The following is a 19,921-nucleotide window of genomic DNA, read 5'->3' as shown; positions in this document are numbered from 1 at the left end:
AAACTGTGCTCCGTTACAGATCTGACTCACGGATATAGCGATATATCTCAGGAGTTTTCTCTGGCTTGGTATCGCCAATATGAATCGCTTTTTTCACTGCAGCTTGTGCTTCAGCAAAGGCGTCTTCAGATTGAGCGTGTATAAATGCAATAGGCTTATCGGCGCTAATTTCATCGCCAAGTGCGCACACTTTAGTAAGTCCTACGCTGTAATCAAGCGTGTCACCAGGTTTGCGACGTCCGCCACCTAAAGTGACAACGGCAAGACCGAGTTCACGTGTATCCATGCCCGTAGCAAAACCTACTTGGTCAGCATAAATAGGACGAATAATCTTTGAATCTGGCAGGTATTTACCGTAGTTTTCTACAAAGTCTGTTGGTCCGCCAAGACCCGATACCATACGGCCAAATATTTCCGCTGCTTTACCGTTATCCAATACTTGGTTAAGTTTAGCGCGAGCTTCAGCTTCATTACTTGCAATACCACCAAGGATCAGCATTTCAGCACAAAGGCCCATAGTGACTTCGTAAAGACGTGGGTTGCGGTATGCACCTGTCATAAAGTCGACGGCTTCTTTGACTTCTACAGCGTTACCCGCACACGATGCCAATACTTGGTTCATGTCAGTTAGTAGTGCTGTCGTCTTAGTGCCTGCGCCGTTAGCTACCGCAGTAATACTGCGTGCTAGCTCTTCAGAGGCTTCATACGTTGGCATAAAGGCGCCAGTACCGACTTTGACGTCCATAGCAAGAGCATCGAGACCCGCAGCAAGCTTTTTAGACAAGATAGAGGCTGTAATAAGCGAGATAGATTCAACGGTAGCGGTGTTATCACGAATAGAGTAAAAGCGTTTATCGGCAGGAACAAGATCGCCTGTTTGACCAATAATGGCTACACCCGCTTCTTTTACGACTTTGCGGAATAGTGCACTATCGGGTTCGGTGTTGTAGCCAGGAATAGCATCAAACTTATCGAGTGTGCCACCCGTATGACCCAGTCCACGACCTGAAATCATCGGTACATAACCACCACAAGCTGCCGCCATTGGGCCTAACATCAAACTAATGACATCCCCCACACCGCCAGTTGAGTGCTTATCGATAATAGGACCATTAAGGTCTAGTGATTTCCAATCGAGAACCGTACCAGAATCACGCATTGAAGTGGTCAGCGCGATACGCTCATCCATATTCATATCGTTGAAGTAAACAGCCATGCCAAGCGCCGCTATTTGACCTTCTGAAACGGTGTTATTAGTGATGCCTTTAACAAAAAATTGGATCTCTTCTGTTGAAAGGACTTCAGCATTACGTTTTTTACGAATAATTTCTTGAGCTAAAAACATGTACTACCTCCAAGAATGTAACTAAATTCCCATCTGATGGTATTTTTAGTTAACAACCTGCTAAAGTGAAATCAAAAGCTGTAATATAGTTACATACTAACGAACTTTTGATACACCTAATTAGATTTAGATCACACTTAACAACAAGCTTAATCAGTAAAGATTAGTAACCTTGTGGTCCTTTGGCTACATCACCTAACTCAAGCGTATGCAGTAGGTTAGTCAGTAAGCTAGAAGCGCCAAATCGGAATGTAGCTGAAGTAGCCCAGTCATCACCAAGAAGACGTGCAGCAACACCTAAAAACTCTGCAGCAGCTGCAGCATCTTTTACGCCACCAGCAGGCTTAAAGCCAACCTTAGTATTCTTTTCGCTGATCACTGTCATCATGATCTCTGCGGCTTCAAGAGTTGCGTTAACAGCAACTTTACCCGTAGAGGTCTTAATGAAATCAGCACCAGCGTCGATAGCGAGTTCAGAAGCTTTGCGGATTAGCGCAGGATCTTGTAATACACCAGACTCGATGATGACTTTTAAGATTGCATCGTCGCCACAAGCTTCTTTACATGCTTTAACGAGTTCAAATCCGACGGTCTCATTACCTGCCATTAGGGCGCGGTATGGGAAAACAACATCAACTTCGTCTGCGCCGTAAGCGACTGCAGCACGGGTTTCCAATACTGCGATAGCAATATCATCATTACCGTGTGGGAAGTTTGTCACAGTTGCAATCTTAATGTCGTCGCCACCAATTTCATTCAGCGTTTTACGAGCAATAGGAATGAAGCGAGGAAAAATACAGATGGCAGCGGTATCACCAGCTGGTGTCTTTGCTTTATGACAAAGCTCAATGACCTTTTGATCAGTATCATCATCATTAAGCGTGGTTAGATCCATTAAACTAATGGCTTGTTGTGCTGCTTTTTTTAAGTCGCTCATAATAGCTCTCCGAGACATATTCAAATAGTAAAATTTTTGATAGAAATTTGTCGTAAGGCTGTGCTTAGAAGTGGCTTTTTTTTTGATTATTTTTATGGGCCGGGCCTTCGAGCATTGCCAGACCTTAAATGATGAATAGTGGTGAACCATATTCAACTTAAGGTCAATATTCAGGTATCCAACATTGCAACGTCTTGAGCTGCAATAATCTTGACACTAGTGTCACGACTTGAATCCATGAAGACCGGGAAGGGAGATTGGTACTGCTTATGTCTGCCTTTCCGCGAAAAGTCCCTTTTAGCGCGTAATAAATCTTATATCACTTTCAATTAATACTTACCTAAACAAGTTCATTAAATATAGTTCATGCTTAAGTAAAAATTAAGACGTTTACCTTATCAATTCAGCAAAAGTTGTATTATAAATTTAATCGTCAACGTTACAGTGTGTAAACGTTAGTTAGAGCCGCGAAACTACGCGGCTCTGACATATACTTAACTATGTTTTAAGCGATTGCTTAGAACTTGTAAGTAGCCGTTAGATAATGTGCGAAACCAGTTGCTTCTAGATCTAGTGCGCCAACACCATCTTCAACTAGGTAAACATCTTGGTATGCTTTTAGACCATAACCAAGAGCATAGTTGTCTGAATGCCAATGCACACCGAAGTATGCAGCACCACCACTAGATGTAGTAGGTACGAAAGCAGTTGAATTTGAGTCAGCACCAAACTGGTAATCAACATAACCTTGGAAAGACACAAAGCTACCATTGTCGAAGTTCATGAAAGGCTTGAACCAGTTCATAGAGAACTGATAACCGTTCCACTCTTTAGCATTCATGTCGTAGAAAGCGTATACGTTCATGCCAGTTTTACCTAACCATGGAACCATTACGTCAGCACCGATACCCCAGAAAGATGAGTTAACATCTTCGCCGATAACACCGCCACCCCAGTTGAATAGAGTTGAGATGTAAACTTCTTGGATAGGACCAGCAGAAAGATCCCAACCAGTCATCGCATCGATAGAGAAACGAGGAGCGAACTTCATGAACATCTTGCTTTTGCCAGTGCCTGTAGCTTTATCGCCAGAATCACCAGTTGCAAGGTTGAAAACATCGACATAACCGTATAGGTCAACAACACCAGCGCGGCCGCCGAATTCCATTTCTAGATAGTCATGTCCGCCGTCATCAGCGTCAGAACGTGGAAGCTCGTTGAACGCATACATTGCGTTGAACTGCATCCAGCTGTAATCGCCAGAACGGATATCATCGCCGCGATCTGCTGCGAATGTTGGTGCAGACATTGCTGCTGTTGCTGCGAGTGCTGTAGCTAGTGCTATAGTTTTAACGTTTTTCATCATCAACCCCATTTATTTATGGTTTTACCGCTCTACTTTATGAAGAGTCAGCGTTTCTTTTTTATGGCGTCGCATTTTACTTAATTTATGCCAAACTTCAACAGTATTTATGTAAAAATGCGAACACTAAGTTTTAACATTCGAACAAAGTCATGATTTATCGACAGATTAAGCTGCCATATCATTGTTATTGTCGTTTTTATGCCGAAAGGAACCCTAACCTTAGTTATTGATCATTTCGTAAAAAATTCTTAATTGGAAAACGATTGACTTAATAGTGGCTCTGCTCAACAAGAGCAGAGCCTAGATTGGGCGACGATTGCCTACCCAATCTCAAAGTGCTTACAATGCTAAGAAAAGACCCGCAATTGTGGCACTCATTAGGTTCGCTAGCGACGCAGCTATAACGGCACGAACACCTAACTTAGCAAGGTCATGACGACGGCTTGGAGCCATAGCGCCTAGACCACCAAGTAGAATTGCGATTGAAGATAAGTTAGCAAATCCACAGAGTGCGAATGAGATGATAGCTTTAGTTCTATCAGTCATAGCAAGACCAGTTTCAGCAACTACCATACCGCCATCAGCAATATCTTTTAGGTAAGGTGCGAAGTTTAGGTAAGCGACGAATTCGTTAACAATGATCTTCTGACCAATGAAAGAACCTGCAACCATTGCTTCATTCCAAGGCACACCGATAAGGAATGCTAGAGGCATGAACAAGTAACCTAAGATAAGCTCTAGAGTTAAGTTCTCAAAACCAACTAATCCACCAAGACCACCTAACAAACCGTTAAGCATCGCGATAAGACCAACGAAAGCAAGAAGCATTGCACCAACGTTTAGTGCTAAATGCATACCAGAAGCAGCACCGGCAGCAGCAGCGTCGATGACGTTAGCTGGCTTATCAGTGTCTTCAGGCAGATCGTCCATGTCGTTTTTAGTTGCTTCAGTCTCTGGATGGATAAGCTTAGCCATCATAAGACCACCAGGAGCAGCCATGAAAGAGGCAGCAACCAAGTATTCTATTTTAACGCCCATACCTGCATAACCAGCAAGTACCGCACCCGCGATTGATGCTAAACCACCAACCATGATTGCGAATAGCTCAGAGTTCGTCATAGTCGCAATGAAAGGACGTACAACAAGCGGCGCTTCTGTTTGACCAACGAAGATGTTTGCAGTAGCAGCCATAGATTCTGTACGGCTTGTACCTAGTGCCTTCTGTAGACCACCACCGATGAACTTAATAACCATCTGCATGATGCCAAGGTAATAAAGTACAGCAATCAAAGAAGAGAAGAAGATAATAACGGGTAGAACGCGGATAGCGAAGACGAAGCCAACACCGTTTGCGAACATAGCGTCAGTACCTAGACCACCAAATAGGAAGTCGATACCAGCTTGAGAATAACCAATAACATTGGCAACACCCATTGAAACACCGCCAAGCACTTCTTGCCCAACTGGTACATACAATACGAAACCACCAAAAATGGCCTGAATTGCTAATGCACCAAAAACGGTACGTTTGTTAATTGCTTTTTTATTATTTGAAAGCCCGAAAGCGATCGCAAGTAAGGTGACCACCCCTACTAAACTCATTAAAATATCCATTAACCATCACCCTATATGTTAATACTTTTTAATTATGTTGTTAACCAACCTTTTTCCGCGGTCGATTATACCCGAGCGGAAGCCTAAAAGCGTCGTATTGATCAAATTTTTGAAGTTTTATTTCAATGATTTCGTTGGTTATTCTGATGCGAGTTACATCTGTTTAATCAAAAAAAACTAAAGGTCAAAGAGTTGCGTTGCATTAAAATACAACTGTTCTGATATAAGAACATTCGTTTTCTTTTGTAAACTTGCTATTTTTTTGAGTAATAAAGGCAAAATCAACGGAGTATTTCGATCATTCTCGCTACTTATAGGGCTCATAGCAGGAGAATCTGTTTCTAATACAAATGCACTGAGGGGCAATTGTGCTACCGTTTGTTGGAGTTTTTTAGCGCTATCATTTAATAGCAAACCACCTATCCCTAATTTGTAACCTAAATTAACATAACGCAAAGCAAGCTCTGGCCCGCCGTAAAAGCCATGGATCACTCCTTTTTTAGCATTTTTTGCGCTTTTCAGTAGACCTAGCATCTCTTCATGGCTTTTAACACAGTGAATAATGAGAGGTAGATCGAATTCTTGAGCCAGTAAAATGTGCGCTCTGAACACTGACAATTGCGTAGTGAAATTACTTTTATGTAACTTATCTAAACCACACTCGCCAATTGCAACAAGTTTTCGCTGTTGATGCAGACTCAACAGTAACTGTCTGAGATTAAGTAACGTTTGCTCTGTCATTGAATCACAAAACCATGGGTGCACCCCTAAAGCAAAAGCGCAATTATAGGTGCTAGCAATGTGAAGTTGGTTAAGCCATTTGTCTTCTGAAACCCCCGGGATCACGACTTGAGTGATCCCTTGTGCCTTCATCTTTTCAAACAGCTCAGCTCTATCATGATCAAACTCAGCAAAGTCTAAATGCGCATGGCTGTCGATTAAAGGGCTCATTTTAGGCTGCTGTTCGGGGCTGGAATTCATCTCTACTATCGCCATTTATGCTCGAGCTCCCTATTTATGTTACTTATAAGTGCCGTTACTTATCAGTATTATCTCGCTAACGGCCGCACTGCATTGTTAATCTTTACAGTAAGTCATCACGCACTTCAAATATAGAACCCAGCATAGTCACTAACGCTGATGAAATGAAGCTCGTTATATTTCTATTAGCCCAATAAAAAACCCAAGCATTTGCTTGGGTTTCATTATTGAACATCATCAGCTGAGATTAGTTCTCACGCGTCTTAGCGAATTCAATATCTGGATAACGTTCCATCGACAAGTTTAAGTTAATCATCGTTGGAGCGATATAAGTCAGATTATCGCCGCCATCGAGTGCTAAGTTCATGCTGCATTTACGGCTAAACTCATCAAGTTTTTTGTGATCGTCACAATAAACCCAACGTGCAGTCGCAACACTGATTGCTTCATAAATAGCTTCAACTTTATATTCAGTCTTTAGTCGACCAACAACCACTTCAAACTGCAACACACCGACCGCACCAACAATGAGGTCATTGCTATCTATGGGTCTAAATACCTGTACAGCACCCTCTTCAGATAGCTGCACTAACCCTTTAAGCAATTGCTTTTGCTTTAGTGGATCTCTTAGACGAATACGACGGAACATTTCCGGTGCAAAGTTAGGAATACCGGTAAAACGCAGCTTTTCACCTTGAGTAAAGGTATCGCCAATACGAATAGTACCGTGATTATGCAAACCAATAATATCGCCAGGATAAGCGGCCTCGGCACGGTTACGATCACCAGCCATAAAGGTCAGAGCATCGCTCACGTTGACATCTTTACCTAAACGCACATGATGCATCTTCATGCCCTGCTCATAACGACCAGAACAGACACGCATAAAGGCAACGCGATCACGATGTTTAGGATCCATATTTGCTTGGATCTTAAATATAAAGCCACTGAACTTAGATTCGCTAGGCTCGATAACTCGTGTTTCGGTTTCACGGGCCTGCGGAGTAGGCGCCCACTCAACAATACCATCAAGAATATGATCAACACCAAAGTTACCCAACGCGGTACCAAAGTAAACGGGTGTCAGTTCGCCTTTTAAAAACAGCTCATGATCAAATTCATGTGAAGCGCCAACAACAAGCTCCATCTCTTCACGCACTTCGTCAGCATAGGTGCCAATAGCGTCGTCAAGTTCAGGGTTATCTAAACCCTTGATGATTTTTGAATCTTGTATTGTATGCCCCATACCACCTTGATAAAGAATAACCTCATCACGCAATAGGTGATAAACACCTTTAAACTCTTTACCTGCACCAATGGGCCAAGTGATAGGTGCACATTTAATATTAAGCACCTCTTCAACTTCATCCATCAGTTCGACGGGGTCGCGAATATCACGATCGAGTTTGTTCATGAAGGTAACGATTGGCGTATCACGTAGACGGGTCACTTCCATCAACTTAATAGTACGTTGCTCAACACCTTTAGCGGAATCGATAACCATCAAACATGAGTCGACAGCCGTTAAGGTACGATAAGTATCTTCAGAGAAGTCTTCATGACCAGGCGTATCAAGCAAGTTAATTAAGGTATCACTGTACGGAAATTGCATCACAGATGTCGTAATTGAAATTCCACGATCTTTTTCCATCTCCATCCAGTCAGATTTAGCATGCTGACCTGATTTTTTGCCTTTTACTGTTCCCGCTTTTTGCAAAGCGTTTCCGAACAAAAGAACTTTTTCAGTAATGGTGGTTTTACCCGCATCTGGGTGAGAGATGATGGCAAAAGTACGACGCTTGTCGACCTCAACTTTATTGCCTGACATGTTTACCTGTAATTCTGGGAGTGCACAAAGGCGGCAATTATAGCTGCTCACCTATATTTTGGCTACCAGTGCCGTCGCTTAAATCAATATTGAAACTGATTTGAAATAGCAACAGCTCAATAAAAAAGCCTCCAAAAAGGAGGCTTGCTTCAAAAATAATTCGTAGCCAAACTTAATTGACGACAGTAGCCATTGCTGCATTCACTCGGGCAAGCTCTAAACGTGCATATCTGTGCTCTACAAAATCATAGATGTTGGTCGCTAGCGCAAGTCTAAAATAATTAGCTGCTTCGGCATTATCACCACGTTGCTGGGCTATCTTAGCCATATAGAAATAGGCTTCACATAAACGTTCAGCATACTCATTTGGATGCTTTAAGCCCTCTTTTGCTAAAGCGAAAACAGCTTCTTTATCTTTAGTGCCGAGATAGTAATCCACTAACGCCGTTGACCAAGCATCTGGGTTTAATTTCGCGCGGTTAGCTGTCATTCTCAACGTTGCGCTTTGTGCGTCGACTTCTCTTTCTGCTATATATAGCCATAGTACGCGGTAACCGTCCGAGGTGTCCTTGCTATAGAATGCATCCATGTCCGAGACTGCAAGTTCTGAACGCTCACCATAATACAATGAAATACCGCGATTAAGATAAGCGTAATCATATTCTGGAGACAGTTCTAACACAGCATCAAACGCTTCATAGGCACTTTCGAACTCATTTTCTTGAGTGTAATAAATGCCAAGGAAGTTATAAGCATCAGCTAGATTGGGCTGTAATTTAAGGGCTTGATGAAAATCAATACGGCTAAGAATCCGTAAACCGACTCGATCATAGATCACGCCACGATCATAGTGAAAACGCGCACGCTGCTCTTGCGTCAACTCCATACTCGATAATATTTCATTGAGCTTAGCTAAGGTTATCTCTAATTTATAGTCTGGGGAAACTGGCGCGACTTTGATGGAGGCTTGTTGGTTGCTACCTGATTGAGTTGAGACACACCCGGTCAGCAACATACTGATCCCGGCAATCACCACAACCACGCTGGTACGCATCTTTTGATTCATCCATTTAACCTTTTGAGTTCAGCAATAGCCCCAATAATAGCAATCCCCTGTTACTACTGCTATCAAGGAATTGAAAAATAATCTCATTTACGCTAATTATTACCCAACGACTGCCTCTTTTCTGTCCATCTTAGGTCATTTTGCTGATCACAAAAATGGTTGAAATAAATCACAGGCACAAAAAAGGAGGCCGTATGGCCTCCTTTTAAACAAACCGTTATGGTTTATTCTGCAACAGGAGCTTCAACTTTAGGCGCTGCTTCTTTCATAGAAAGACGCACACGACCTTGGCGGTCAACTTCCATTACTTTAACTTTAACTTCTTGGCCAACTTCTAAGTAGTCAGACACATTCGCAACACGCTCTTCAGCGATTTGAGAAATATGAACTAGACCATCTTTACCAGGAAGAATCGTTACGAAGGCACCGAAGTCAACGATACGAACAACTTTACCGTTGTAGACAGTACCGACTTCAACTTCAGCAGTGATCTCTTCGATACGACGGATAGCTTCTTTAGTTGCTTCGCCGTTTGAAGAAGCAATCTTCACTGTTCCATCATCTTCAAGCTCGATTGTAGTACCAGTTTCTTCAGTAAGTGCACGAATTGTTGCACCACCTTTACCGATAACATCACGAATTTTCTCAGGGTTAATCTTAAGAGTCGTGATACGTGGAGCGTGATCAGAGATATCGTCACGATGTGTACCAATTGCTTGGTCCATTACGTTTAGGATATGAACACGTGCACCGTAAGCTTGTTGCAGTGCAATTTCCATGATGTCTTTAGTGATACCTTCAATCTTGATATCCATCTGCAGAGCAGTAATACCGTCACGAGTACCAGCAACTTTAAAGTCCATGTCACCAAGATGATCTTCATCACCTAGGATGTCAGAAAGAACAACGAAATCGTCGCCTTCTTTAACTAGACCCATTGCAATACCTGCAACAGAAGTCTTAATTGGAACACCTGCATCCATAAGCGCAAGAGACGTACCACATACAGAAGCCATTGAGCTTGAACCGTTAGATTCAGTGATCTCTGATACAACACGAATGCTGTATGGGAAATCTTCAGGCGAAGGCATAACCGCTTGCATACCACGCCATGCTAGCTTGCCGTGACCGATTTCGCGGCGCTTAGGCGAACCAACAAAACCTGTTTCACCAACAGAGTATGGAGGGAAGTTATAGTGCAGCATAAAGCGATTTGTGTATTCGCCCATGATGCTGTCAACTTTCTGAGCGTCACGCTCAGTACCCAGTGTACAAGTCACAAGTGCTTGAGTTTCGCCACGAGTAAACAGTGAACTACCGTGAGTACGTGGAAGAACACCAGCCATAACGTTAAGTGCACGAACCATATCTGGCTCACGACCATCGATACGTGGGTTGCCAGCAATAATACGGCTACGAACGACTTTCTTCTCTAAGCTACCAAGAAGGCCGTCGATTTCGCGCAAGTTAGCTTCTGGGTTTTCAGCTAATAATGCTTCTTTAGCAGCAGATTTTACAACGCCAACTTGAGTGTAACGATCTTGCTTAACTTCGATTTGGTAAGCAGCGGCCATGTCGGCCTCAGCCAAATCTTTAATCTTAGCAACAAGGTCTGCGTCTTGAACTGGAGCTGTCCAGTCCCATGCAGGCTTGCCAGCTTCAGCTTTAAGCTCGCTAATAGCATTAATCACTACTTGCTGCTGGTCATGGCCATAAACCACACCACCCAACATAACTTCTTCAGGTAGAGAAGCTGCTTCTGATTCAACCATTAGAACAGCAGCATCAGTACCCGCAACAACTAAATCAAGATCACTCTCAACAAGTTGACTTACATTTGGGTTAAGCACATATTCGCCACCGATATAACCAACACGTGCCACACCTAGTGGACCATTGAACGGCAGACCAGAGATAGCCAATGCTGCCGAAGTACCAATCATCGAAATAACATCAGGATTGATTTCAGGATCGACAGAAACTACTGTGATAATTACCTGAACTTCATTCTTGAAGCCATTTGGGAATAATGGACGGATTGGACGGTCAATTAGACGTGCAATCAGTGTTTCGCTTTCAGATGGACGACCTTCACGCTTGAAGAATCCGCCTGGGATTTTACCGGCTGCGTATGTTCTTTCCTGGTAATTAACTGTAAGCGGGAAAAAGTCACGGCCTGGCTCTTCAGCTTTCTTTCCAACAACAGTCACTAATACTGTTGTATCACCCATACTTGCTAAAACAGCGGCGTCTGCTTGACGTGCGATAACACCCGTTTCTAATGTAACGGTGTGCTGACCATATTCAAAACTCTTTACGATTGGATTCACGTGAACCATTCCTTAAATTTAATTACCTTAATTACGCGCGTAAGTATACTTCAAGTTTATTCAATAGATAAAGGGAATGATTAATGACAAAGCCGATTCTTTTCTCTAAAGTGAGCAGATTACTAATAGTATGTTTCCTGGAATACAATCACCCGCCGTTCTAAGCAAGCATAAGGCATTGAAATAAAGGAAAATAATTGACAAAGGAAAATTTTAAATCACTGACTTGGAAGCAAACAATACTTGTTGTTTCTTCAACGTTATTTTTTGCTGTTGCTATTTTTCTTGTTGAAATATCGTTAGCTTTTGTCAACGCACGCCAGCAACTTATTGCAACGCAGCAGGAATTACTCGATTCGGTAGAACAACCTGCGGCTAATGCGGTCTGGGCAATGGACGAAACTTTAGCCGCTCAAACGATTCAAGGTTTGTTGAAGGTCGATAATATTGATTCAGCTACCATAGAGTTAGATGATGGCAGTCGCTTTGTTGCCGTCAACAGCACTCCGTCAGCAAAAACATCGACGTTATTCCAAGGTATCAGTGATGAACTGTTTGGTGATCTCAATCAAATATCTCGCTCGCTTTACCGCCCTTTTTTCACCAGTAGTCGTTATAAGAAAGAGATCATTGGTAAACTCACTCTCAACTACGATGTTCAAGAGTTGACCAGTTCGCTATTCTCAACGTTACGTTATAGCCTCTGGGCCACCCTCGCTCGCGCGTTCTTACTCACATTGGTACTGTCAATTGTCTTTCACCGTTTCTTAACTCAACCTATCGCTAGAATAAGCGAAGCCATTGATAGAATAGATCCTGAATCACCGGGTGATAATCTGCTGCCAAATTCTCGGCCGCACATGGATGATGAGCTTGGGCTTGTCACCAGTAAATTCAATCAAATCCTGGTTCAATTTGCCAAAACACAGAATAAACTGCGTAAAATGGCCACCAGAGATTCATTGACAGGCTTGCCTAATCGGGCCCTTTTACTTGAGACCATCGCGGTGACAATTCAACGAGCTAGAGTAAATAAAGCTCAGTTTGTGCTGCTATTCATTGACTTAGATAGGTTTAAAAATATTAACGATTCGCTCGGCCATGCATTGGGTGATCAGTTTCTAGTGCGGATAGCACGGGTCCTCGAGAGTGCAGTCGGAGAGCGAGGGACTGTGGCTCGTTTAGGCGGAGATGAATTTGTCATTTTGGCCGATGGATTAACCTCGCCGACCCTCGCCGCCGAGTTCGTCGAGAAACTTCTGCTGCAGCTCAATACACCAATGCATCTCAATGAGTATGCAATTCATCCTGCCGCGTCCGTTGGGATATCTCTCTATCCTGACGACGGGTTAGCCGCTGAAGATCTTATTCGCCACGCCGATATTGCAATGTACAGTGCAAAAGCGGCTGGTTCTAATCAATGGGCATTCTTCAAGCAGCAGATGACCGAGAGAGCAGCCGTGCGGCTAAGAACCGAAGCATCCTTACATGACGCACTGATAAATGAAGAGTTTGTCCTGCATTTTCAACCTAAGCTTGATATAAAAACCGGTGAACTCGTCGGTTGCGAAGCCTTGATCCGATGGAAAAAAGATGGCCGGCTTATCAGTCCGATGTCGTTTATACCGGTCGCCGAAGAGACAGGCATTATCATTCCGCTCGGGCGCTGGGTGATAGAGGAGAGTTGCCGAACCATTCAGAAATGGCAACAACAATACAATGTCTCGCTGCCTATTGCTGTCAATGTCGCCTCACAACAGTTTGAACATACGAGTCTCGTACCTGACATAAAACAAGCAGTATTGCGCTACCAGATTGCAGCTGAACTATTAGAGATTGAGATCACTGAAACGTCACTCATTGATGACGTGCAACTCGCGATTAAAAAACTTGAACAGTTACGCGCTGCAGGGTTTAGCATTGCCATTGATGATTTCGGTACTGGTTACTCTTCGCTGTCATACCTGCGTCAACTTCCAATCACTACCATGAAAATTGACCGATGTTTTGTCAGTGATTTACCGCAAGAGAGTGCCATTGCTTCAACCATTTTAATGCTAGGAAAACAATTAAATTTAAAGATTGTTGCAGAAGGAATTGAAAACGAAGCACAGCTTAAATGGCTGCAAGAGCGTGATTGCTCAATAGGTCAAGGGTATTTCTTTAGCAAGCCTTTGGCATTAGAAGCCTTCGAAGATAAATACATTAAACGCTATCATCAAGCGACTAAATCTTTGGGATAACTCGAGCCGCAACCCAATCTAATCCCCTTGCAGTTCTATCAATGGCCACACGAATTGTAAATATTATCCAGCTTATTACAGGCACAAAAAAGGAGGCTAAGCCTCCTTTTAATAGGTCAAACGTAATCTAATAAAAGATTAACGACGTAGACCTAACTTCTTGATTAGCTCTTGGTAGCGAACGTTTTCAGTACGCTTAAGATATGCAAGAAGTTTACGACGTGTGTTAACCATACGTAGTAGACCACGACGTGAATGGTGATCGTGGATGTGCTCTTTAAAGTGACCTTGAAGGTGGTTAATCTGTGCAGTTAGCAGAGCTACCTGAACTTCAGAAGAACCTGTATCGTTTTCACAACGACCGAATTCAGCCAGAATAGTAGCAGTTTGTTCAGCATTTAGTGACATGTTGTCTCTCCAAATAATGCGTTAATAAATCTTTAGCCGATCACTAACTCAGCTAAAGTGAGCGCGTATTCTACCTATTAAGCGAAGGAGTAGCAACTAGATTCCCCTACCGCACGATAAAACAAGGCTATTCGTCAGATTCAGTTCTCAAAACGATAAGGCGCTTAGGCGCAAGCAGGCCGTCATCATTCATTTGGCCTACACCAACAAACTTACGTTCATCACCTAAAGTGATCCGCACAAGCTCATCAACGGGCAAATTAGCAATCTGTATTGGGTTGCCATTCATTAAGAATGGCGCCATGTCATCAGAGACGTTAATCTCTTTAAAGCCACTCACTGCTGTATCCATCGGCAATAGAAGGGGATCCAATACCTCTGCTAAGGTTAAAGACTCCTCTTCAACCTGAGTAACAAGCGCTTCAAGCTGTGCTAGTGACACCATATTATCGTATGGGTAACCCGCAACTTGAGTGCGACGCAGCATAATGACATGTGCACCACAACCTAGCATTTCACCTAAATCATCGGTAATCGTGCGGATGTAAGTCCCTTTAGAACAATGTATATCTAGAGTTAACTCATTGCCTTCTAGGCTAATAAAGTTAAGCTCAAACACATTGATCTGCCGCGCTTCACGCGGAACCTCAATGCCTTCACGGGCGTACTTATACAAAGGTTGCCCTTTATATTTAAGCGCTGAGAACATTGAAGGAACTTGCATGGTTTTGCCACGAAAATATTCAAGAGCGGTATCTAACTGCGCTTGAGTAAAATCCATTTCTCGGGTCTGAACCACTTCACCATCGGAATCGCTAGTATCAGTGCGCTCACCAAGTTTAGCCGTGACTAAGTAACGTTTATCAGCATCGAGTAGGTGCTGGGAAAACTTAGTCGCTTCGCCTAAACAGATAGGCAGCATGCCAGTCGCTAATGGATCAAGCGCGCCAGTATGGCCAGCCTTGTTTGCATCAAAAAATCGCTTTACTCTTTGCAAAGCAAAATTTGAGCTCATGCCAGTATCTTTGTCTAGCAGTAACACGCCATCAACGTGACGGCCACGAGAACGACGACCCATTACTTGTCGTCCTCAGCCTTGTTACTGTCTTGCTCAATGTCTTCTTCAGTGCCGTGCTCTTGCTGCTTAGCTGCATCATTACTGATCACGCGGCTAACAAGGTTTGACATACGCATACCTTCAACCAATGAACTGTCATAGATAAAACGCAGTTCAGGCATCACACGCAATTTCATGCGCCCAGCGACAAGTGAGCGGATATAGCCCGCTGCATCATCTAATGCTTTGACCTTTTCTTTAACAAGACTTTCGTCTTCTTCAAAGAAAGTCACATAAACTTTTGCATAGCTTAAGTCACGCGAAACATCGACATCATTAACGGTGACAAAACCGATACGAGGGTCTTTCATGTCACGCTGTAGCACCTGCGCCAACTCTTGTTGTAGCTGTTGTGCTATGCGGCGTGTACGACTAAATTCTTTTGCCATGATATATTTGCCCTAAATAGTAAGGGCGGCTAACGCCGCCCCTATAAGTAAGTTACAAGATGCGTTACAGAGTACGCGCTATCTCAACGGTTTCGAAGACTTCAATCTGATCGCCAACTCTGACGTCATTATAGTTCTTCACACCGATACCACATTCCATGCCGTTACGAACGTCAGCAACATCGTCTTTAAAGCGACGAAGAGATTCAAGCTCACCTTCGTAGATAACAATGTTCTCACGCAGAACGCGGATTGGAGCGCTACGCTTGATAGTACCTTCGGTCACCATACAACCAGCAATTGAGCCAATCTTAGGAGACTTAAATACGTCACGAACTTGAGCAAGACCAATAATTTCTTGTCTAAATTCTGGCGCTAGCATGCCGCTCATCGCGTCTCTAACTTCATCAATCAACTGATAGATGATGCTGTAGTAACGAAGATCTACACTTTCGCTGTCAACCACTTTACGCGCTTGTGCATCTGCACGAACGTTAAAGCCGATCATAATAGCGTTAGATGCTGCCGCTAGAGTAGCATCTGTTTCAGTGAGTCCACCTACGCCACGAGCGATGATGTTAACTTTAACTTCATCAGTAGAAAGCTTGTTCAGTGAATCAGCAATCGCTTCAAGAGAACCTTGAACATCAGCTTTAAGCACTAAGTTCAACTCTTCAACTTCACCTTCAACCATATTGGCGAACATGTTTTCAAGCTTAGACTTCTGCTGGCGAGCCAACTTAATATCACGGAACTTGCCTTGACGGTACAATGCAACTTCACGCGCTTTACGCTCATCACGTACAACAGTCGCTTCATCACCAGCAGATGGCACACCTGAAAGACCTAAGATCTCAACAGGAATCGACGGACCCGCTTCAGTGATTGTTTTACCGTTTTCGTCGCGCATAGCACGGACTTTACCGTACTCAAGGCCACAAAGAACGATATCGCCCTGCTTCAAGGTACCTTCTTGTACAAGTACTGTTGCAACTGGACCACGGCCTTTATCAAGCTTAGATTCAACAACAACACCTGCAGCCATACCTTCACGAACCGCTTTAAGTTCTAGTACTTCAGATTCTAGAAGGATACCTTCAAGAAGATCATCAATACCTTCACCGCTCTTAGCTGAAACGTGAACAAACATGTTGTTTCCGCCCCAATCTTCTGACATTACGCCATGTTGAGACAGTTCAGATTTAACGCGCTCAGGATCTGCTTCTGGCTTATCCATTTTGTTAACGGCAACAATCAGTGGCACACCGCCTGCTTTAGCATGCTGGATAGCTTCGATTGTTTGTGGCATAACGCCATCATCTGCAGCAACAACTAGAATAACGATATCAGTCGCTTTAGCACCACGTGCACGCATTGCGGTAAACGCAGCGTGACCAGGTGTATCTAGGAAAGTGATCATACCGTTGTCAGTTTCAACGTGGTAAGCACCAATATGCTGAGTAATACCACCGGCTTCGCCAGAGGCTACTTTTGCACGACGAATGTAATCAAGTAGTGATGTCTTACCATGGTCGACGTGACCCATGATAGTAACCACTGGAGCACGTGATTCAAGTTTAACTTCGCCATTACGGTCAGCAAGTACTTGATGCTCAAGCTCGTTTTCGCGAGTTAGGATAACTTTATGTCCCATCTCTTCGGCAACAAGCTGGGCAGTTTCTTGATCGAGGACTTGGTTAATAGTAACCATAGAGCCCATCTTCATCATCTGCTTAATGATTTCTGTCGCTTTAATTGACATCTTTGAAGCTAGTTCAGAAACTGAAACTGTTTCACCGATGCTAACTTCTGCCTTTACAACAACAGCTGACTTGTTGAACGCGTGATCCATTGATTCAGGTGCTACGCTGCGCGTATTACGTGAATTACGTGAATTACGGCTATCGCGACGGTTGTCTTTACCGCGCTTACCTTTACCACCTGGGCGACCAGAACCGGCATTAGCATTAGCGTTAGCATTAGGAGCTGCATTGTTACCAGCATTTGCAGAAGGTTTACGTGGACGACGTCCACTCTTTTCTGCTTTTGCATCGGCTGTATCTTCAGCAGCACGTGCTTCTGTCGAGGTGGTCACATGGTGATCACCCGTCTTTTCAGCTTCTTTACGTGCTTTTTCTTCATCAGCCCAACGCTTAGCGTTTTCTTCAGCAAGACGACGCGCTTCTTCTGTCGCGGCAACTGATTCAACATCAGCCTTAGCGATAGCAACTTCATCTTTAGCAGCTTGAAGCTTATCAGCTTCATCTGTAGCGGCTTTTTCATCTGCAGTTTGCACTGGAGCAGCTTCTTTCTTTGCTACTTTAGCAGTCGCTTTCGCGGCTTTTGCTTCTTCATCAGCTTTGTTCTTCGCTTCAGTTTCAGCTTTTGCTGTCGCAGCTTTAGCGTCTTCTTCAGCTTTTGCTGCTGCAGCAAGCTCTGCTTCTTGCGCTTCATCACGCTTAACAAAAGTACGCTTTTTACGCACTTCTACTTTAACGTCTTTTGATTGACCGCCACTGCCTGCAACGCTCAAAGTCGACACTGACTTGCGTTGAAGTGTCATTTTAGTTGGTGCAGCTTCGCCACCGTGTTGCTTCTTAAGAAAATCAAGCAACTGCTGTTTTTCAGATTCTGAAACCGTATCATTTGTCGATTTCTTAATGCCAGCCTGAGAAAACTGTTCGACGAGTCGATCAGCGCTTTTCCCAACTTCTGCGGCTAGTTTGTCTACTGTAGTATCTGCCATGTATAAATTCCCCTCTGTTGATCGACTTATGCTTCTTCGCCAAACCAACAGATATTACGGGCAGCCATAATGAGCTCACCTGCTTTTGCTTCTGTTAATTCTACAATTTCGATCAAATCATCAATGCCTTGTTCGGCTAAATCTTCTAGCGTGATTACGCCTTTGCTTGCCATTACGAATGCCGAGTGTTTATCCAAACCTTCTAACGCTAGAAGGTCATCACTTGGTGAAACACCGTCAAGTGCTTCCTCAGTCGCAAGTGCGCGAGTCGAGATCGCCGCTTTTGCACGTTCTCTTAAAGACTCGACGGTATCTTCGTCAAATCCATCTATTTCTAATAGTTCTGATGTTGGTACGTAAGCAATCTCTTCTAAAGAGGTAAAGCCTTCGTCAGCCAGAACTTGAGCAAACTGTTCATCAACGTCTAGCGCCTGAATCAGTAAATTAACCACTTTAGCGCTTTCCGCTTGGTGCTTAACTTTCATGTCATTAACCGTCATGACGTTTAGTTCCCAACCAGACAGTTGAGTCGCTAGACGAATATTCTGACCATTACGACCAATTGCTTGCGCTAGGCTATCAGCCTCTACAGCGATATCCATTGAGTGGTTGTCTTCATCTACGATGATTGACGCCACGTCAGCAGGTGCCATACAGTTAATAACATATTGCGCTGGGTTATCGTCCCAAAGAACGATATCAACACGCTCACCGCCAAGCTCGTTTGAAACGGCTTGAACACGTGCGCCACGCATACCAACACACGCACCGATAGGATCGATACGACGGTCGTTAGATTTTACTGCAATCTTTGCACGTGAACCTGGATCACGAGCTGCGCCCATGATTTCGATCATCTCATCGGCAATTTCAGGTACTTCAACACGGAAAAGCTCAATCAGCATTTCAGACTTAGTGCGTGTTAGAAATAACTGAGCGCCACGCGCTTCTGGACGTACAGAGTAAAGCAATGCACGTACACGATCACCTGGTCGGAAAGACTCACGAGTGAGCAAGTCTTCTTTGAACAATACGCCATCGGCATTACCGCCCAAATCAACAACAACACTTTCGCGATTACTTTTCTTAACCACACCGACAATTAACTCACCTTCGCGATCGCGAAATTGGTCAACAATCTGAGCGCGTTCAGCTTCACGTACTTTTTGTACGATAACTTGCTTTGCCGTTTGCGTCGTAACACGGTCGAATGCTACTGAATCGATTTCATCTTCAATAAAGCCGCCAAGCTCAATTTCAGGTTCATCATATACTGCCGCTTCGAGAGTAATTTCACGGAAAGGGTTTTCTAATGGCTCGCCAGTGTCTTCAACAACCATCCAACGACGGAATGTTTCATAGGCACCAGTTTTGCGATCAATAGCAACACGAACTTCGATGTCACCTTCATATTTTTTCTTGGTTGCTGTGGCTAGTGCAACTTCCAACGCTTCAAAAATCTTTTCGCGTGGTACACCTTTTTCATTCGAAACAGCCTCAGCGACTAGCAGGATCTCTTTATTCATTCTCTTGCCTCGTTCACCTTGAATT

The 19,921-nt window shown here is 43.7% G+C and carries 14 protein-coding genes; 1 reads left to right on the top strand and 13 read right to left on the bottom strand.

The features are described 5' to 3' along the window. Positions 1-13: 13 nt before the first annotated feature. The 8 genes from deoA to pnp form a co-directional block, all read right to left on the bottom strand. On the bottom strand, positions 14-1,345 hold the full coding sequence (deoA, locus tag CXF83_RS07455; protein ID WP_101090010.1) for a thymidine phosphorylase: 1,332 nt from the start codon (positions 1,343-1,345) through the stop codon (positions 14-16). A gap of 163 nt (positions 1,346-1,508) precedes the next feature. Further along, positions 1,509-2,282, bottom strand: coding sequence for a deoxyribose-phosphate aldolase (gene deoC / locus CXF83_RS07450; protein WP_101090009.1), 774 nt, complete (start codon positions 2,280-2,282; stop codon positions 1,509-1,511). Positions 2,283-2,799: 517 nt separating this feature from the next. Further along, entirely contained in the window at positions 2,800-3,645 is an 846-nt protein-coding gene (locus CXF83_RS07445; protein WP_101090008.1) for a nucleoside-specific channel-forming Tsx family protein, read from the bottom strand. A gap of 342 nt (positions 3,646-3,987) precedes the next feature. Continuing rightward, positions 3,988-5,262: a NupC/NupG family nucleoside CNT transporter gene (locus tag CXF83_RS07440; protein ID WP_101090007.1), complete on the bottom strand. Its 1,275-nt coding sequence runs from the start codon at positions 5,260-5,262 to the stop codon at positions 3,988-3,990. A 177-nt stretch (positions 5,263-5,439) separates the two neighbouring features. Then, on the bottom strand, positions 5,440-6,258 hold the full coding sequence (locus CXF83_RS07435) for a TatD family hydrolase (RefSeq protein WP_232775066.1): 819 nt from the start codon (positions 6,256-6,258) through the stop codon (positions 5,440-5,442). 232 nt (positions 6,259-6,490) lie between these two features. Then, positions 6,491-8,071, bottom strand: coding sequence for a peptide chain release factor 3 (gene prfC, locus CXF83_RS07430; RefSeq protein WP_101090006.1), 1,581 nt, complete (start codon positions 8,069-8,071; stop codon positions 6,491-6,493). Between the two features lie 172 nt (positions 8,072-8,243). Continuing rightward, positions 8,244-9,137: a lipoprotein NlpI gene (gene nlpI, locus CXF83_RS07425; protein ID WP_101090005.1), complete on the bottom strand. Its 894-nt coding sequence runs from the start codon at positions 9,135-9,137 to the stop codon at positions 8,244-8,246. Positions 9,138-9,361: 224 nt separating this feature from the next. Then, positions 9,362-11,467: a polyribonucleotide nucleotidyltransferase gene (gene pnp, locus CXF83_RS07420; protein WP_101090004.1), complete on the bottom strand. Its 2,106-nt coding sequence runs from the start codon at positions 11,465-11,467 to the stop codon at positions 9,362-9,364. 197 nt (positions 11,468-11,664) lie between these two features. Between pnp and CXF83_RS07415 the strand changes: the two genes are divergently transcribed. Continuing rightward, positions 11,665-13,710, top strand: coding sequence for a putative bifunctional diguanylate cyclase/phosphodiesterase (locus tag CXF83_RS07415; RefSeq protein WP_101090003.1), 2,046 nt, complete (start codon positions 11,665-11,667; stop codon positions 13,708-13,710). 138 nt (positions 13,711-13,848) lie between these two features. Here the strand turns inward: CXF83_RS07415 and rpsO are convergent, their stop codons facing one another. The 5 genes from rpsO to nusA all read right to left on the bottom strand — a co-directional run bounded on the left by rpsO (position 13,849) and on the right by nusA (position 19,896). Beyond that, on the bottom strand, positions 13,849-14,118 hold the full coding sequence (gene rpsO, locus CXF83_RS07410) for a 30S ribosomal protein S15 (RefSeq protein ID WP_101090002.1): 270 nt from the start codon (positions 14,116-14,118) through the stop codon (positions 13,849-13,851). Positions 14,119-14,245: 127 nt separating this feature from the next. Further along, positions 14,246-15,196 carry a tRNA pseudouridine(55) synthase TruB gene (truB, locus tag CXF83_RS07405; protein ID WP_101090001.1) on the bottom strand — a complete coding sequence of 317 codons (951 nt, stop codon included), beginning with the start codon at positions 15,194-15,196 and terminating at the stop codon, positions 14,246-14,248. Next, positions 15,196-15,624, bottom strand: a complete 429-nt coding sequence (gene rbfA / locus CXF83_RS07400; protein ID WP_101090000.1) for a 30S ribosome-binding factor RbfA — start codon at positions 15,622-15,624, stop codon at positions 15,196-15,198. Before rbfA ends, truB begins: the two co-directional genes overlap by 1 nt. Before the next feature lie 64 nt (positions 15,625-15,688). After that, positions 15,689-18,370 carry a translation initiation factor IF-2 gene (infB, locus tag CXF83_RS07395; RefSeq protein WP_101089999.1) on the bottom strand — a complete coding sequence of 894 codons (2,682 nt, stop codon included), beginning with the start codon at positions 18,368-18,370 and terminating at the stop codon, positions 15,689-15,691. A gap of 26 nt (positions 18,371-18,396) precedes the next feature. Further along, positions 18,397-19,896 (bottom strand): transcription termination factor NusA, encoded by a 1,500-nt coding sequence (nusA, locus tag CXF83_RS07390; RefSeq protein ID WP_101089998.1) that lies wholly within the window; start codon positions 19,894-19,896, stop codon positions 18,397-18,399. Between the last annotated feature and the right edge of the window lie 25 nt (positions 19,897-19,921).

This window comes from Shewanella sp. Choline-02u-19 (assembly GCF_002836205.1).
Classification (GTDB): Bacteria; Pseudomonadota; Gammaproteobacteria; order Enterobacterales; family Shewanellaceae; genus Shewanella.
This window is presented reverse-complemented; position numbering and strand designations above follow the sequence as displayed.

Coding starts and splice junctions, on each gene's coding strand:
- prfC (WP_101090006.1), bottom strand. CDS start 8,071: ATGTCAGGCAATAAAGTTGAGGTCGACAAGCGTCGTACTTTTGCCATC.
- rbfA (WP_101090000.1), bottom strand. CDS start 15,624: ATGGCAAAAGAATTTAGTCGTACACGCCGCATAGCACAACAGCTACAA.
- nusA (WP_101089998.1), bottom strand. CDS start 19,896: ATGAATAAAGAGATCCTGCTAGTCGCTGAGGCTGTTTCGAATGAAAAA.
- truB (WP_101090001.1), bottom strand. CDS start 15,196: ATGGGTCGTCGTTCTCGTGGCCGTCACGTTGATGGCGTGTTACTGCTA.
- infB (WP_101089999.1), bottom strand. CDS start 18,370: ATGGCAGATACTACAGTAGACAAACTAGCCGCAGAAGTTGGGAAAAGC.
- deoA (WP_101090010.1), bottom strand. CDS start 1,345: ATGTTTTTAGCTCAAGAAATTATTCGTAAAAAACGTAATGCTGAAGTC.
- CXF83_RS07445 (WP_101090008.1), bottom strand. CDS start 3,645: ATGAAAAACGTTAAAACTATAGCACTAGCTACAGCACTCGCAGCAACA.
- rpsO (WP_101090002.1), bottom strand. CDS start 14,118: ATGTCACTAAATGCTGAACAAACTGCTACTATTCTGGCTGAATTCGGT.
- deoC (WP_101090009.1), bottom strand. CDS start 2,282: ATGAGCGACTTAAAAAAAGCAGCACAACAAGCCATTAGTTTAATGGAT.
- CXF83_RS07440 (WP_101090007.1), bottom strand. CDS start 5,262: ATGGATATTTTAATGAGTTTAGTAGGGGTGGTCACCTTACTTGCGATC.
- nlpI (WP_101090005.1), bottom strand. CDS start 9,137: ATGAATCAAAAGATGCGTACCAGCGTGGTTGTGGTGATTGCCGGGATC.
- CXF83_RS07435 (WP_232775066.1), bottom strand. CDS start 6,258: ATGGCGATAGTAGAGATGAATTCCAGCCCCGAACAGCAGCCTAAAATG.